Consider the following 16,524-nt stretch of genomic DNA (forward strand, 5'->3'; position numbering starts at 1 on the left):
GGTATTAGTATGAAAAAGATCTTAGTATGTTTCGTCGGCTTGGCTTTAACCGCATGTAGCGCTAATTCGTTGAATTATGGCGCTGAACAGGTACGGGTGATGACCAGCGAGCCAGGTAAGGAATGCAGCTACTTAGGGGATATCACGGGCAGTCAGGGGAATTTCTTTACCGGTGGCTGGACTTCCAATAGTAACCTGGAAACGGGTGCCCGTAACGATCTGAAAAACAAAGCTTATAAAATGGGCGGCAATACGGTAGTCCTGTTAACCCAGCGTGCAGGCCAGACAGGAAGTTCATGGCACGGTTCGGGCTCAAGCAAACAAACCAATGTCACGTTAAGCGGGAACGTTTATCGTTGCCCTCGTTAACCTTATTTTGCAGGCAATATATGCCTGTTTAGCGCGCGCGCCGCACTGGCGACGCGCGCTATTTGGGCTAACCTTGCTTTTTCTCGCTGTATTCCCGCCAACCGCCGCCTAATGCTTTATACAGATTAATGATATTCAGCTGTTGCATGAGCCGTGTGCGTACCAGGCGCTGCTGCGCGCCATAAAGCATACGATGGGTATCAAGCAGCGTAAGGTAGTCATCGATGCCTTCCTGAAAACGGAGTCCGGCCAGCTCATAGGCGATTTGACTGGCTTCAACCGCGCGTTGTTCTGATTGCACCTGGTCATTCAGCGTACGCTGTCCCGCCAGACCATCCGCCACGTCGCGAAAGGCTTGCTGAATAACGTTTTCATACCTGGCGATTTCAATCTGTTTTTGGACATGCGCCCTATCCAGGTCAGCGCGTAATGCGCCGCCGTGAAAGAGAGGCAAGGTGATTTGCGGTAGAAAACGCCAGCTTCCCGATCCCGGTTCAAAGAGTCCGCTAAGAGACGCGCTGGCCGTTCCCGCCGCGCCTGTCAGGCTGATGGTCGGGAAGAAGGCGGCGCGCGCTGCGCCTATCCGGGCGTTTGCGCCACGCAGCCTGTACTCGGCGGCGCGAATATCCGGGCGGCGTACCAGCAGATCTGACGGTAATCCGCCTGGCAGAGTGGTCGGGATCTCGCCTTCCGTAAGCGTGACCGCTTCGTTTAGTCGACGCGACAGTTCAGGCGTGAGCGGCTGGCCCAACAGCAATTCCAGCGCGTTACGATCCCGCGCCAACTGTCGCGTATACGCCGCGCGATTGATTTCGGCAGAACGCAGCGCGATCTCCGCCATACGCAGATCGAGCTGTGTGGCGTTGCCTGTCCGGGCAAGCTGGGTTGTCAATGTGTATGAACTTTTTTGCGCGGCCAGCGTATCCTCGGTTAAGCGCAGCAGCTCCCGGTCAGCCCGTAGCGTCAGCCAGGCGCTGGCGACTTCGGAAACCAGGCTCATTCGCGCCGCAATGTACGTCTCATCAAGCGCCATATAGGCGGCTAATGCCTGGTCGCTAAGGCTTCGCACTCGCCCCCAGAGATCCAGTTCCCAGGCCGTCGTCGCCCCAGCCATCTCGTAGCGTCGGTTAATCTCAGGCTCGTCCGTGACGCTGAGATCGGCGGGAGTGCGACTGGCGTCCATGGCGGTGGCGATGCCGAGCGTCGGCAGCATCTCCGCGCGCTGAATACGGTATAACGCCCGGGCGGCTTCAACATTGAGCCCTGCCTTGCGTAAATCCCGATTATTGCGTAACGCGATCGCGATCAGTTCCTGTAGAAGCGGATCGTGGAAGAAATCACGCCAGCCAATGTCAGCGGCATCCGGCGCGCCAGAAACGGTTGACGTTGCGTAGGGATAGACCATCGCAGTCGGCGATGCGGGGCGTTCGTGCTTCGGCACCATCGTACAGCCAGCAAGCGTGGTGACGAAAGCAAGCGTCGCCAGCGTGGCGGTCTGCCGATAGCCTGTAAAAGTGATCTTCATTATGCCATTCCCATCATTATGCTTGCTGATCATGTGAATCAACGCGGTTCTCACGCTTTAATGCCATCCTGCGAACCACCACGTAAAATACAGGCGTCAATAACAGGCCGAAGAGCGTGACGCCCAACATGCCGGCAAACACGGCGATGCCCATCGCATGTCGCATTTCCGCGCCGGCACCCGTCGCGAGTACCAACGGTACTACGCCTGCGATAAAGGCGAATGAGGTCATCAGGATAGGACGCAGACGCAGGCGGGACGCTTCCAGCACGGCGGTCAGCGGGTCTGCGCCGTCGTGTTCTTTGGCGCGGGCAAACTCGACAATCAAAATGGCGTTCTTGGCCGCCAGGCCGACCAGCACCACGAAACCAATCTGCGTAAAGATATTGTTATCTCCGCCAGATACCCACACGCCGACAATGGCCGAGAGTAATGACATAGGCGCAATAAGCAGGACGGCGAAGGGCAGCGACCAACTGTTGTACTGCGCCGCCAGGATCAGGAAGGCCAGCAGCACCGCCAGCGCAAAGATAGCAAGCGCGGAGTTGCCGGCCTGTTTTTCCTGATAAACCAGATCGGTCCATTCGAAGACCATCCCTTCCGGCAACGTTTCACGCACGATCTTTTCAATCGCGTCCGTCGCCTGTCCGGAGGAGAAGCCCGGAGCCGGTCCACCGCTAATATCTACCGAGGGGAAGCCGTTGTAATGGATGATTCTGTCCGGCCCTGACTGGCGCATAATCGTGACGAAAGCGCTAAGCGGGATCATCTCGCCCTTCGCATTGCGGACTTTAAGCAGGCCGATATCCTCTTGTTGCATACGGAATGGCGCATCGGCCTGCGCCATCACCCGCCAGGTGCGGCCAAATCGGTTGAAATCGTTGACGTAAAGCGAGCCGAGGTTAATTTGCAACGTTTCAAAGATGTCGGTGAGCGATACCCCCATTGATTTCGCCTTTACCCGGTCGATATCCACCTGTAATTGCGGGGCGTTCGTCTGGAAACTGGCCAGCATATTGGCCAGTTCGGGCGTCTGCATCGCCTTAGACATAATCTCGCTTTGCACCCTTGTCATCGCTTCAAATCCCAGTTCCGCACGATCTTCAATCTGCAATTTAAAGCCGCCCGTCGCGCCAAGCCCTGGAACCGGCGGCGGTGGGAAGATGCCAATAAACCCGTCGGGAATGTGGCTAAATTTGTGCATTAGCTTTCCGGCGATAGCGTTAGCGGAAAGTGAAGGATCTTCACGCTCGTCAAAGGGTTTCAGCATGGCGAACATCAGCGCCGAATTTGGCACATTTACCGGGCCGTTAACCGACAGGCCGGGGAAGACGACGACGCTTTCAACGCCGGGTTCCGCCAGCGCGATAGCGGACATCTGTTTCACGACCGCCTCTGTGCGATCCAACGATGCGCCGCTTGGGAGCTGGGCGATGCCGACGAGATAGTATTTATCCTGCGCAGGCACAAACCCGTTCGGCACCTGATGGAAGCCAAGCCAGGTCAGCCCCACAAAGCCGGCATAGAGCACCATCACAATGACGCTGCCGCGCACGGCCCGACGGACGGCGCTAACATAGCGGTTCGACGCGCTGTCGAAGAAACGGTTAAAGCGATGGAAAAAACCGCCAGTGACCGTGCCCATCAACCGCGTTAGCCAGTCAGCCTTCGCAGTATCGTGGTGCGGTCTTAGCAAAATGGCAGCCAGCGCAGGGGAGAGCGTCAGCGAGTTAATGGCCGAAAGGATGGTCGAAATAGCGATGGTCAACGCGAACTGACGATAAAACTCACCCTGCAGGCCCGCCAGGAATGCGGAAGGGATAAAGACCGCCGTCAGCACCGAGGTAATAGAAAGAATGGGACCAGTGACTTCATCCATCGCCTTCTTTGCCGCCTCTCCGGGACTTTTGCCCTGCGAGATATGCCGTTCCACGTTTTCGACCACAACGATGGCGTCATCGACAACGATACCTATCGACAGGACCAAACCAAACAGCGAAAGCGTATTCAGCGAAAAGCCAAACAGATGCATCAAGGCAAAGGTGCCGACCAGCGAAACGGGAACCGCCACCAGAGGAATAATGGACGCCCGCCAGGTTTGCAGGAACAGCACCACGACAAGGACGACCAGCACGAGGGCTTCCAGCAACGTAATCGCCACCGATTGTAGCGATGCGCGCACGAAGACCGTAGGATCATAGGCAATCCGGTATTCGATATCCTGCGGGAAGTTTTGCTGTAACTCATCCATTTTGCCGCGAATCGCGTTAGAAACGTCAATCGCATTGGCGCCTGGACTTTGAATAATCTGTAACGCTGGCGCCGCTTCGCCATTCAGTAAACTGCGCAGCGTATAGGCATCTGCGCCCAGCGTGACGCGGGCAACATCACGCAGACGCGTCACCTCGCCGTCAGCGCCGATTTTTACCACAATCTCGCCGAACTGTTCTTCGCTGGTCAGGCGGCCCAGCGTGTTCACCGTCATCTGAAAAGCGGCGGAGGCCTCCGGCTGTTGCCCGACGGAACCGGCGGCGACCTGTACGTTTTGTTCCCGCAACGCCGTAACGATATCACTGGCGGTAAGACCGCGGTTGGCGATTTTCGCCGGGTCCAGCCAGATGCGCATGGCGTACTCGCCCGCGCCCCAGACGAGAACATCGCCGACGCCGGGTAAACGGGCCAGCTCGTCGCGAACCTGCCGGATGGCGAAGTTAGACAGGTAAAGCGAGTCATAGCGTTTTTGCGGCGAGACAAGATGGACCACCATCAACATATCGGGGGACGTTTTCTCCGTTACAACGCCAATTCGCTGGACTTCTTCGGGCAGGCGAGGCAGCGCGCGGGATACCCGGTTTTGCACCTGAATTTGCGCCATATCAGGATCGGTTCCCTGTTCGAAGGCGATAGAGATAACCATGCGACCATCAATGGCCATCTGGGTATTCATATACAACATGCCGTCAACGCCGTTGATCACCTGTTCCAGCGGCGCGGCTACCGTATCGGCAATCACTTGCGGGTTAGCGCCGGGGTAGCTGGCGCTAACCTGTACCGTGGGCGGCGTAACGGCCGGATATTCACTCAGCGGCAGTTTTAAAAAGGCGATAGCGCCAGCCAGCAGCATTAACAGCGACAGGACGATGGCGAAGATGGGCCGTGCGATGAAAAAGTGGGTGAATTTCATTGGCGCACCGCCTTCGACGCGCTGTCGCCGTCCGCTTTAGTCAATGTCGCGGTCTGTTTGTCGGGCATATTCTGCCGCATCGGCACCAGACGCGGCGCAACGGTCATGCCAGGACGCACCAGCCCCTTGAGGATGATTTTTTCTCCCGGCAGTACTCCCTGTGTAACGACGCGGAGTCCATCGACCATTTGTCCCAGCTCAACCGGACGATACTCCACCTGATTCTCCTTGCCGACGATCAGCACATAGTTTTTGCCCTGATCGGCGCTCACCGCCAGATCGTCAATTAGCACGGTTTCCCGCGGCTCGCCGATGGGCAAACTGATTCGGGCAAACAGGCCGGGAGAAAGCATTCCGTCGGGGTCAGGAATCACGGCACGCGCCCGGATAGTGCCGGTGCTGCGGTTCATCTGATTGCCCATAAAGTCGAGTACGCCCTGATAAGGCAGCCCGTTATCGGTGGTTAACCCCATGTTGACTACCGGTGGATTTTTGTCGGAGCGGGTATGCCGTAACGCCTTCAGCCAGGTGGCTTCGTCAATATCGAAATACACATACATGGGATTGTGAGACACGATAGTCGTCAGAAGCGTGGCGTTACCCGCTACGCCGCCGCTGACCAGATTGCCCCGGGTCACCAGTATGCGGTCAACGCGTCCGGCAATGGGCGCGGTAATACGGGTCCAGGAGAGTTCAAGGCGCGCTGCGGCGACGGCGGCTTTGGCCGATTGCATCTGCGCCTGTCGCGCATTACGCGTGGCGGTGACATCGTCAGCGTTTTTACGTGATACGGCGCCGCTGGCGACCAGTCGTTGAATGCGATCGAAATCCGCCTGCGCCTGGCGGGCCAGTACTTCAGCCTGACGTAATTGCGCGACGGCGGTGTCGAGGGCGACCTCGAACGGGCGCGGATCGATCTGGAACAGCAGTTGTCCGCGGCTTACCAGACGTCCTTCCGGAACGCTGACGGCGTCAAGGGTTCCTCCCACGCGCGAACGCAGCTCCACGGTCTCCGGCGCGGCCAGAAAACCGGTGAATTCCGCCGTAGGCGCGAGTGTGCGGCTAAGGGCTTTAGCAACCGGTACCGACGGTGGAGGCGGCGCGCTGGCCGGGGGGCCGACGGCGTTGTCTTTATCCCATAGTGCTTCGCCGGCCATGTAAATCACGCCCCCGATGGCGGCGATGACGCCGGCTATCAACATAATTTTGAATGTTCTACGCATGTCGTTTCCCTCTTTACCGCAGCGTGTCGGCCATTCCGCAACGCTGCCGCAGAATTTTTGGCAAAGGCTAGGCGTTACAACGAAGGAAAGGTCAAGCGTTCCTGGCGGGTTTTTACGGGATGTAGGTCGGCATCGTGGCGTAAATGTCTCGCATCATCCTCTTTTATGAGCCATCTCACATTCTCGCCGAACCGTGCAGCCTGAATACGCTTGACCTTCCCACAATGGCAAGCTTTAGGCTTTCTGATACCGAATAGTCAGGATGGGGAAGTCGTCATGAGTCAGTCAGAAAATCGTCACGACACGATAAGCTTACTTATTGAAGGTATGACCTGCGCGTCGTGCGTCGCTCGCGTTGAAAAAGGTATTAAGGCTGTGCCTGGCGTAACGGACGCTACGGTGAATCTGGCGACGGAGCGCGCCACCGTCCGCGGGACGGCGTCGGCGGAGGCGGTGATCGCGGCGATTGAAAAAACGGGGTATGAGGCGCGACCGGTAGAGACGGCGGGGCAGGGCGAAGACGACTCTGAAGAGAAAAAAGAGGCCGAGCGCGTCAGGCTGAAGCGCGATCTGATTCTCGCCAGCGTGCTGGCGCTCCCCGTTTTTGTGCTTGAAATGGGTTCGCACCTTATTCCTGGTATGCACGAGTGGGTGATAAAAACGATTGGCCTGCAACAAAGCTGGTTCTGGCAATTTGCACTGACCCTGTTGGTGCTGACGATCCCCGGTCGCCGTTTTTACCTTAAAGGGTTTCCGGCGCTGGCGCGTCTGGCGCCGGACATGAACTCGCTGGTCGCCGTGGGAACCGCAGCGGCGTTCGGCTACTCGCTGGTGGCGACCTTTACGCCCGACCTGCTGCCTGAAGGGACGGTAAACGTCTATTACGAGGCCGCCGCAGTGATTGTCGCGCTTATTCTGCTGGGGCGCTTTCTGGAGGCAAGGGCGAAGGGGCGGACTTCCGAAGCGATTAAACGTCTGGTGGGGCTACAGGCGCGAGTCGCGCATGTGTTACACGAGGGCCGCATCGTGGATATCCCTGTCGACGAGGTTGTGCTGGGAGACTGTGTGGAGGTTCGGCCAGGCGAGCGGATACCGGTTGACGGCGAAGTGACCGAAGGCCGCAGCTTCGTTGACGAGTCGATGATTACCGGCGAACCGATACCGGTTGAGAAATCCGCAGGAAGCGCGGTGGTGGGCGGTACCGTCAACCAAAAAGGCGCGCTCACACTGCGGGCGACCGCCGTCGGCGGACAGACCATGCTGGCGCAAATCATTCGTCTGGTGGAACAGGCGCAGGGTTCAAAACTGCCGATTCAGGCCGTCGTGGATAAAGTGACGCTGTGGTTTGTCCCAATGGTAATGCTTATTGCTGCGCTGACCTTTGTGGTATGGCTGGCGTTTGGGCCGTCGCCAGCGCTGACTTTCGCTCTAATCAATGGCGTTGCGGTTCTGATTATCGCCTGTCCTTGCGCGATGGGCCTGGCGACGCCGACCTCTATTATGGTGGGAACCGGTCGTGGGGCGGAAATGGGCGTGCTGTTCCGTAAGGGGGAGGCGTTACAGCTACTCAAAGACGCTAAGGTGGTGGCCGTAGACAAAACCGGGACGCTTACCGAAGGCCGCCCGGTACTGACCGATCTCGACGTGGCCAGCGGCTTTGAGCGCCGTGAGGTGCTGGCGAAAGTCGCGGCGGTAGAATCGCGTTCAGAGCATCCGATTGCCCGTGCGATTGTCGTGTCGGCAGAAGAGGAAGGGATCGCGCTACCAGGCATGAACGGCTTCGAATCGGTGACCGGGATGGGCGTATACGCTACCGTTGACGGTACGCGTGTTGACGTGGGGGCCGATCGCTATATGCGCGAAATTGGCGTGGATATTAGCGGCTTCGCCACCACCGCCGAACGGTTAGGGCAGGAAGGGAAATCGCCGCTCTATGCGGCTATTGACGGTCAACTGGCAGCGATTATCGCCGTGGCCGATCCGATCAAACCCAGCACACCCGCCGCAATTAACGCTTTACATCAGCTCGGCATTAAGGTCGCCATGATCACTGGCGATAATGCCCGCACGGCACAGGCTATCGCCAGACAGTTAGGAATTGATGACGTGGTCGCCGAGGTATTGCCGGAAGGGAAAGTCGAGGCGATACGGCGCCTGAAAGCGGCGTATGGGCAGGTGGCGTTTGTCGGCGATGGCATCAACGATGCGCCAGCGCTGGCGGAGTCCGACGTGGGGCTGGCGATTGGCACCGGCACCGATGTGGCGGTGGAATCCGCCGACGTTGTACTAATGTCCGGCAACCTGCAAGGCGTGCCGAATGCTATCGCGCTGTCTAAAGCGACCATCCGCAATATCCACCAGAATCTGTTCTGGGCCTTTGCTTACAATACGGCGCTGATTCCTGTCGCGGCAGGCGCGCTATTTCCGGTCTGGGGCATATTATTGTCCCCGGTATTCGCCGCAGGGGCGATGGCGATGTCGAGCGTGTTCGTGCTGGGCAACGCTTTGCGGCTGCGCCGTTTCCGGGCGCCGATGGCAACCCCATCCGACACATCCACGACCTGAGGAGGAGCGTCATGAACATCGGTAAAGCAGCTAAAGCATCGAAAGTCTCGGCCAAAATGATTCGCTACTATGAACAGATTGGTCTGATTCCCGCGGCAAGTCGGACGGATTCCGGCTATCGGGCCTATACCCAGGCTGATGTTAATCAATTGCATTTTATACGCCGCGCGCGCGACCTCGGCTTTTCAGTTGCTGAAATCAGCGACTTACTGAATCTTTGGAATAACCAGTCGCGGCAAAGCGCTGACGTCAAACGCCTGGCGCAGACGCACATTGATGAACTGGACAGACGTATCCAGAACATGCAGCACATGGCGCAAACCCTCAAAGCGCTGATTCACTGCTGCGCCGGCGACGCGCTGCCAGATTGCCCCATTCTGCATACGCTTGGACAACCTGACGATAGCGAGCCGGAGGCGCGTACCGGAGCGGTATTGCGCCGTCCTCGTCGCCACGGACTGGCAAAGCGTCTGTAAGTCCTGAGATTACGCTTGACCTTCCAACACTGGCAAGGCCCAGACTGGCAACAGTTCCCACACAAAAGGAGTTCACCATGCAGTTCCATATTGATGACATGACCTGCGGCGGCTGCGCCAGTACGGTAAAAAAGACGATTCTGACTCTCGATGCTAATGCGACGGTGAGAACTGACCCGGCGACGCGTCTGGTTGACGTTGAAACGTCGCTATCCGCGGAGCAGATTGCCGCCGCCCTGCAAAAGGCCGGTTTCCCGCCGCGCGAAAGGTAATCGTCAATGGCGATCGGTCTGGCGACAGGCCGGTCGCGATACGCTAGCCACGCTTCGCTTTTCTTTGCGTGAGATAATCCCCATAAAAAATGTGACAAATCATGTGCCAGTAAGCTTTGTTAATAATATGTAATGATTTGTCTATTTTTGCTAACATTTTACCTGCTATATACAAAAAGATAACAAATAAGTAGCGCAACGCTACCTTGTTACGTCGCTTTGACGACGGGAGCGCTCCAGCGTTTCGCCGCTTCAAAGCTTGATGTTATTTTTTGATGCAGGACACTACCTATGTACACCCCCCTGAACTGGACGACGACACAACGACATGTGGCGTTTGCCAGCTTTACCAGTTGGATGCTGGATGCGTTTGATTTCTTTATCCTTGTCTTTGTACTTAGCGATCTCGCCGAATGGTTTCACGCTTCCGTATCGGACGTTTCCATTGCGATTATGCTGACCCTGGCGGTACGTCCCATTGGCGCGCTGCTATTTGGTCGAATGGCGGAAAAGTACGGACGTCGACCGATACTGATGCTCAATATTCTGTTCTTTACGGTGTTTGAACTGCTTTCCGCCTGGTCGCCCACCTTCATGGCATTTCTGATTTTTCGGGTCATGTACGGCGTGGCGATGGGCGGGATATGGGGCGTCGCGTCATCACTGGCGATGGAAACCATTCCCGATCGTTCGCGTGGCCTGATGTCGGGCATTTTTCAGGCGGGCTATCCCTGCGGCTATCTGTTCGCCTCGGTTATTTTTGGCCTCTTCTACAGTATGGTAGGCTGGCGCGGTATGTTCCTGATTGGCGCCCTGCCTGTTGTCTTGCTGCCTTATATCTGGTTTAAAGTGCCGGAATCCCCCGTCTGGCTGGCGGCCAGAGCGCGTAAAGAGAATACCGCGCTGCTTCCTGTTCTGCGCAAGCAGTGGAAGTTGTGTCTGTATCTGGTGCTGGTCATGGCGTTCTTTAACTTTTTCAGTCACGGCACGCAGGATCTCTATCCTACCTTCCTGAAGATGCAGCATGGTTTTGATCCGCATCTGATCAGTATCATTGCGATTTTTTATAACATTGCCGCCATGCTCGGCGGTATTTTCTACGGTACGCTATCGGAACGTATTGGGCGTAAAAAAGCGATCATGATCGCCGCCTTTCTTGCGCTTCCGGTACTCCCGCTATGGGCATTTTCCAGCGGATCATTCACGATTGGCCTGGGCGCGTTCCTGATGCAGTTTATGGTGCAGGGCGCCTGGGGAGTCGTACCGACCTGGCTAAACGAGCTGGTTCCGGCGAATGCGCGCGCTGTACTGCCAGGGTTTGTTTACCAACTCGGTAATTTACTGGCGTCGGTTAATGCGACGTTACAGGCCCGCATCGCGGAAACGCATGGTGGCAATTACGGGTTGGCAATGGCGATCGTGGCTGGCGCGGTGGCTATTTTAATCTGTGTATTTGTGGCATTTGGTCGCGAGACCCGGGGAGTCGTCATCTCCGGTACAGATAGCGACACCCTCCCTGAGTCGGCCATCAGTCATCGCACGTAAACACTACGCTCCTGGCGCATACTGTCGCCGGGAGCACGCCTTCCCCCCGTCGTTTTCACGCCCTTTCAACGAACAACAAAGGTTAATGATGGCATCTGCCTTTCGTGACCATTACAATCATCGCTTACTTTTTTCTTTATAAGAAATTGATTGTTGGACCTTAAAATTGTCAACGGAGCGAAGATATCATGTTGAAAGATAACCAAAAACACAACGAGTCTGTTGCCCCGAATAGCGCCTTTCTGTCTGAGTTACAACGTGCATTACCGGAATTTTTTACCGCCGATCGCTATAACGAGCAGGGCGAACTGATCGCGAAAGGCGGATTTGATCTCGCCAAATTTGAGCGCGCGCTGAAAGCGCGTAATATTGATGAGCTGACTAGCGGTTATCAGATTGATTTTATTGGCAAAGATTACGCAAAAAAACAGGCGGGTGAAAAATCCGTTACCGTTATCGTTCCTGACGTGGAACACAATACTCTGGCAGAAAATAAAAATAGCCATAATCTTTTTCTGACCGGAGATAATCTGGATGTGTTACGCCATCTGCAAAATAATTACGCCGATACCGTCGATATGATCTATATCGATCCCCCTTATAACACCGGATCGGACGGGTTTGTCTATCCCGATCATTTTGAATATAGCGATCGGGCGTTGCAGGATATGTTTGGTCTTAATGATACTGAACTGGCACGTTTAAAATCCATTCAGGGTAAATCGACGCACTCCGCGTGGTTATCTTTCATGTATCCGCGTCTTTTCCTGGCCAGGAAGCTCCTGAAAGATACCGGATTTATTTTTATCTCTATCGACGATAATGAGTACGCCAATCTTAAATTAATGATGGATGAGATTTTTGGCGAAGGCGGATTTGTCACCAATGTGATGTGGAAGCGCAAAAAAGAGATTTCTAACGACTCTGATAACGTTTCCATCCAGGGGGAATACATTCTTGTTTATGCCAAAACCGGTCAGGGCGCTTTACGTTTAGAACCGCTTTCTAAAGAGTATATTCAGAAATCCTATAAAGAACCGACCGAACAGTTTCCAGAAGGGAAATGGCGGCCGGTGCCGTTAACGGTGTCAAAAGGGCTAAGCGGCGGCGGCTATACCTATAAAATTACCACGCCGAACGGTACGGTACACGAAAGACTATGGGCTTATCCTGAAGCCAGTTACCAAAAACTGGTGGCCGATAATCTGGTCTATTTTGGCAAAGATAACGGCGGTATTCCCCAGCGAGTCATGTACGCGCATCACAGTAAAGGGCAACCAACGACCAATTACTGGGATAACGTCGCGTCGAATAAAGAGGGGAAAAAGGAGATTCTGGATCTCTTCGGCGACAACGTTTTTGATACGCCGAAACCGACCGCATTATTGAAGAAAATCATCAAGCTCGCTATTGATAAAGACGGCGTCGTTCTGGACTTTTTTGCCGGTTCCGGCACCACGGCCCATGCAGTAATGGCGCTGAATGAAGAAGATGGGGGGCAGCGCACGTTTATTCTGTGTACTATCGATCAGGCATTAAGCAATAACACTATCGCGAAAAAAGCAGGTTATAACACTATTGATGAAATCAGCCGCGAGCGAATTACACGCGTTGCGGCGAAGATCCGCGCCAACAATCCCGCGACCAATAGCGACCTCGGTTTTAAACATTATCGTTTTGCCACTCCGACACAGCAGACGCTGGACGATCTGGATAGCTTCGATATTGCTACCGGCCATTTTATCAATACCAGCGGTCAACTGGCCGCTTTCACCGAGTCAGGATTTACCGACATGATCAATCCTTTTTCCGCCAGAGGATTGGGCGTGCCGGGCGGCGCAAGCGGCGAAGAGACCTTATTAACGACATGGCTGGTCGCCGATGGTTATAAAATGGATATTGACGTACAGGCCGTTGATTTTTCCGGCTATTGCGCCAGGTATGTTGATAATACGCGCCTGTATCTGATTGATGAACGATGGGGAACAGAGCAGACCCGCGATCTTCTCAACCACATTGGTACGCACCAGCTTCCGGTTCAGACTATTGTCATTTACGGCTACTCTTTCGACCTTGAATCCATTCGTGAACTGGAAATCGGCTTAAAACAGCTTGATCAAAAAGTGAACCTGGTGAAGCGTTATTAAGAGGGGATGATGATGAATATTTTACTGGAAGAACTTCCCCATCAGGAACAGGCGTTAGCGGCGATTCTGGCGAGTTTCACCGGTATCGATCACGCGCAGGCCGATCATAATCACTATGCTAATCCGCTGATTAAGGAACGTTACGACGATAAGGCCAATATTGACGTTAAAATGGAGACCGGGACGGGCAAAACCTATGTCTATACCCGATTGATGTATGAACTGCATCAGAACTACGGCCTCTTCAAATTTGTGCTGGTGGTGCCGACGCCAGCCATTAAAGAAGGCGCGCGGAACTTTATCACCAGCGATTACGCCAGACAGCATTTTTCACAGTTCTACGAAAATACGCGGATGGAACTTTGCACCATTAACGCCGGTGATTTTAAAGTAAAGTCGGGGCGTAAAAATTTTCCGGCCCAGTTATTAAGTTTTACTGATGCCAGCCGTCGTGATAGCCATACGATTCAGGTTTTGCTGATCAATGCGCAAATGCTCAATTCCGCCAGTATGACGCGAGACGATTACGATCAAACGCTACTGGGCGGGCTGACGTCGCCTGTTAAAGGGCTGCAAATGACGCGACCGGTGGTCATTATTGATGAACCGCATCGTTTTGCGCGAGATAACAAATTTTATCGAGCGATTCAGGCTATTCAGCCGCAAATGATCGTCCGCTTTGGCGCTACCTTCCCGGATATTGTCGAAGGTAAGGGTAAAAATAAATGTGTACGTAAAGATTACTATCGCCGGCAACCGCAGTTTGATCTCAACGCGGTGGACAGTTTTAACGATGGTTTGGTGAAAGGTATTGATATTTATTACCCGAATCTCCCCGAAGAACAGGCCAACAATCGTTATATCGTTGACAGCGTCACGGCAAAGAAATTAATCCTCCGACGGGGGAGCAAAATTGCCGAGGTTGGCGTGGGCGAAAATCTCGCCGATGTCGATGCAGGATTTGAAGGCAGTATCGAATATGCCGGCAGTAAAATGTTGTCGAACGATCTGGAGCTGGAGGCAGGGATGGCGCTGGTGCCAGGAACCTTTGGCGCGAGCTACCAGGAACTGATTATTCAGGACGCCATTGATAAGCATTTTGACACCGAGCAGGCAAATTTCTTACGCAGCAATGAGCCAGAAAATAATGCCCCGCGTATTAAGACCTTAAGCCTTTTCTTTATTGACAGTATTAAAAGCTATCGTGATGACGAAGGCTGGTTGAAAGTCACTTTTGAGCGTTTGCTGAAAAAGAAACTGACGCAACTGATTGACGATTATCAGCGCAAGACCCTGCCGCGAGAAGTGGAGTATCTGTCGTTTCTGCAGGCCACGCTCGCCAGCCTGCACTCGGATAACCAAAACGTCCACGCTGGTTACTTTGGCGAAGACCGTGGAAGCGGCGATGAGGCGATCCAGGCTGAGGTAGATGATATTCTGAAAAATAAAGAGAAGTTGCTCAGTTTTTCAGACCATCACGGCAACTGGGAAACGCGCCGCTTTCTGTTTTCAAAATGGACGCTTCGCGAAGGCTGGGATAACCCGAATGTTTTTGTCATTGCTAAATTACGTTCTTCCGGTAGCGAGTCGAGCAAAATTCAGGAAGTGGGGCGCGGCCTGCGGCTACCGGTAGATGAAAACGGCCATCGCGTTCATCAGGAAGAGTGGCCGTCCCGACTGTCGTTTCTGATTGGTTATGATGAAAAAGCGTTTGCCAGTATGCTGGTTGATGAGATTAATCGCGACAGCAAAGTTCAGCTTAACGAGCAGAAACTGGATGAGGCGATGATCACTCTCATCGTCACCGAGCGGCAAAAAGTCGATCCTGCGTTTACGGAGCTTCGTTTGCTGGAAGATCTGGATGATAAAAAACTGATCAACCGGAGTAATGAGTTTAAACCCAGCGTCACGCTTAACGGGGAAACCAAAAGTGGTTTTGCGTGGCTACTGGAGTTCTACCCTGAGCTGACGCAGGCGCGGGTGCGAGCGGATCGCATTCGTGACAATAAGCCCGCCTCCCGGCTGCGAGTCAGGTTACGCAAAGAGAATTGGGAACAACTTAGCAGTATCTGGGAGCAGTTTTCCCGCCGTTATATGCTGCAATTCGAGCGTAGCGGCGCTTCTCTGGAACAAATTGCCGCCGAGGTGCTGCGCGATCCGGCGCTGTATATTCGCCAGAAGCCAAGCCAGGTGCAACAACGGCTGGTATCGAATGAAGATAATGGCCGTTTTGAAGTGGCGCAGCGGGAAGGCGAATTAGCCGCCAGCGAATTTATGGCGGGCATGAAATATGGCCATTTTCTTAAGCAACTGGCGTTACGCACCAGTCTGCCGGTTAACGTCCTGCACCCGGTGTTAATGGCGATGCTGCGTGATGTTTTGCACGGAGATTCACGCTATTTAAGCGAGATCTCGTTGGACAATATGACCCGCGCATTACAGACGCGGATTAATGCGCATTTTGCGCAGCGCCACGATTATCTGCCTCTCGATTTTCAGGCTTCAACGTCGGTATTTGATTCCACGGCACGGCAGTTCAGAGAGGAGATTAGCGCTGAAATTGTGGGGAAAAATGTGGACGAGAATGCGATAGACGATCCCCGTTCTCTCTATCAAATACCGCCGTTGCGTTATGACAGCGTCGATCCAGAATTGCCGCTATTAAAATACGATTATCCGCAACAGGTTTCTGTGTTTGGCAAACTGCCTAAGCGGGCCATTCAGATCCCCAAATATACGGGAGGCTCTACTACGCCGGATTTTGTGTACCGTATTGAGCGTCAGGACGCCGACAGCGTTTATTTACTGGTTGAAACTAAAGCAGAAAATATGCGCGTAGGCGATCAGGTTATTCTTGATGCGCAACGTAAATTCTTCGATATGCTGCGTCGGCAAAATATCAATGTCGAGTTTGCGGAAGCGACCAGCGCGCCGGCGGTATTTTCTACGATCAATGGCTTGATTGAGGGGAAGGTAAACTAACGGGTTTGAATGGACCTTAACGGTTATCTTTTTGATAGACCATATAAAATGGCCGCCGCGCAGCGAGCGTTGCGGTCATTCTCCCTGTGCTAATCCCCCGTCCCGTAAACCGCGTTGACTTGAAGGTTATCGTTTTACGTCTATTCTTAACTTTCAGCTAAGCGTATTTTGCTGAAATTGCAAATAGTCTTGAGGACTCTGTTTTTTTGTTTTGCCGTTATTTTTATAACGGCCAG

The 16,524-nt window shown here is 54.1% G+C and carries 10 protein-coding genes; 7 read left to right on the forward strand and 3 right to left on the reverse strand.

Annotated features, from left to right (window positions below; genetic code table 11):
- Window positions 1-9: 9 nt before the first annotated feature.
- Entirely contained in the window at window positions 10-369 is a 360-nt protein-coding gene (locus ACLD4F_RS11280; protein ID WP_000722978.1) for a DUF4156 domain-containing protein, read from the forward strand.
- 67 nt (window positions 370-436) lie between these two features.
- Here ACLD4F_RS11280 and mdsC read toward each other — a convergent pair whose 3' ends face one another.
- From mdsC to mdsA, 3 genes are read right to left on the reverse strand one after another with little or no spacing between them, the layout of a single operon-like run.
- On the reverse strand, window positions 437-1,894 hold the full coding sequence (gene mdsC / locus ACLD4F_RS11285) for a multidrug efflux transporter outer membrane subunit MdsC (protein WP_411010843.1): 1,458 nt from the start codon (window positions 1,892-1,894) through the stop codon (window positions 437-439).
- A gap of 16 nt (window positions 1,895-1,910) precedes the next feature.
- Window positions 1,911-5,078: a multidrug efflux RND transporter permease subunit MdsB gene (gene mdsB, locus ACLD4F_RS11290; protein ID WP_411010844.1), complete on the reverse strand. Its 3,168-nt coding sequence runs from the start codon at window positions 5,076-5,078 to the stop codon at window positions 1,911-1,913.
- Entirely contained in the window at window positions 5,075-6,301 is a 1,227-nt protein-coding gene (gene mdsA, locus ACLD4F_RS11295; RefSeq protein ID WP_172496719.1) for a multidrug efflux RND transporter periplasmic adaptor subunit MdsA, read from the reverse strand. Before mdsA ends, mdsB begins: the two co-directional genes overlap by 4 nt.
- A 276-nt stretch (window positions 6,302-6,577) precedes the next feature.
- Here mdsA and golT point away from each other — a divergent pair, with 276 nt between their 5' ends.
- The 6 genes from golT (at window position 6,578) to ACLD4F_RS11325 (ending at window position 16,288) form a co-directional block, all read left to right on the forward strand.
- Complete coding sequence (gene golT, locus ACLD4F_RS11300) at window positions 6,578-8,866, forward strand: gold/copper-translocating P-type ATPase GolT (RefSeq protein WP_411010845.1); 2,289 nt, start codon at window positions 6,578-6,580, stop codon at window positions 8,864-8,866.
- An 11-nt stretch (window positions 8,867-8,877) separates the two neighbouring features.
- On the forward strand, window positions 8,878-9,342 hold the full coding sequence (gene golS / locus ACLD4F_RS11305) for an Au(I) sensor transcriptional regulator GolS (protein WP_001020583.1): 465 nt from the start codon (window positions 8,878-8,880) through the stop codon (window positions 9,340-9,342).
- Window positions 9,343-9,419: 77 nt separating this feature from the next.
- On the forward strand, window positions 9,420-9,614 hold the full coding sequence (gene golB, locus ACLD4F_RS11310) for a gold resistance metallochaperone GolB (RefSeq protein WP_001159470.1): 195 nt from the start codon (window positions 9,420-9,422) through the stop codon (window positions 9,612-9,614).
- A 291-nt stretch (window positions 9,615-9,905) separates the two neighbouring features.
- A complete protein-coding gene (locus ACLD4F_RS11315) occupies window positions 9,906-11,159 on the forward strand; it encodes an MFS transporter (protein WP_023261494.1) in 1,254 nt (417 codons plus the stop codon).
- Window positions 11,160-11,347: 188 nt separating this feature from the next.
- Complete coding sequence (locus tag ACLD4F_RS11320; protein WP_024156807.1) at window positions 11,348-13,306, forward strand: site-specific DNA-methyltransferase; 1,959 nt, start codon at window positions 11,348-11,350, stop codon at window positions 13,304-13,306.
- 9 nt (window positions 13,307-13,315) lie between these two features.
- Window positions 13,316-16,288 (forward strand): type III restriction-modification system endonuclease, encoded by a 2,973-nt coding sequence (locus ACLD4F_RS11325; RefSeq protein ID WP_077916001.1) that lies wholly within the window; start codon window positions 13,316-13,318, stop codon window positions 16,286-16,288.
- Window positions 16,289-16,524 lie beyond the last annotated feature (236 nt).

The sequence above is a fragment of the Salmonella sp. 741265050_HSA genome (assembly GCF_046569445.1).
Taxonomy (GTDB): Bacteria; Pseudomonadota; Gammaproteobacteria; order Enterobacterales; family Enterobacteriaceae; genus Salmonella; species Salmonella enterica.

Excerpts from the sequence above, each read along its gene's own strand:
- ACLD4F_RS11280 (WP_000722978.1), top strand. The coding sequence starts at position 10 with ATGAAAAAGATCTTAGTATGTTTCGTCGGCTTGGCTTTAACCGCATGT.
- mdsC (WP_411010843.1), bottom strand. The coding sequence starts at position 1,894 with ATGAAGATCACTTTTACAGGCTATCGGCAGACCGCCACGCTGGCGACG.
- mdsB (WP_411010844.1), bottom strand. The coding sequence starts at position 5,078 with ATGAAATTCACCCACTTTTTCATCGCACGGCCCATCTTCGCCATCGTC.
- mdsA (WP_172496719.1), bottom strand. The coding sequence starts at position 6,301 with ATGCGTAGAACATTCAAAATTATGTTGATAGCCGGCGTCATCGCCGCC.
- golT (WP_411010845.1), top strand. The coding sequence starts at position 6,578 with ATGAGTCAGTCAGAAAATCGTCACGACACGATAAGCTTACTTATTGAA.
- golS (WP_001020583.1), top strand. The coding sequence starts at position 8,878 with ATGAACATCGGTAAAGCAGCTAAAGCATCGAAAGTCTCGGCCAAAATG.
- golB (WP_001159470.1), top strand. The coding sequence starts at position 9,420 with ATGCAGTTCCATATTGATGACATGACCTGCGGCGGCTGCGCCAGTACG.
- ACLD4F_RS11315 (WP_023261494.1), top strand. The coding sequence starts at position 9,906 with ATGTACACCCCCCTGAACTGGACGACGACACAACGACATGTGGCGTTT.
- ACLD4F_RS11320 (WP_024156807.1), top strand. The coding sequence starts at position 11,348 with ATGTTGAAAGATAACCAAAAACACAACGAGTCTGTTGCCCCGAATAGC.
- ACLD4F_RS11325 (WP_077916001.1), top strand. The coding sequence starts at position 13,316 with ATGATGAATATTTTACTGGAAGAACTTCCCCATCAGGAACAGGCGTTA.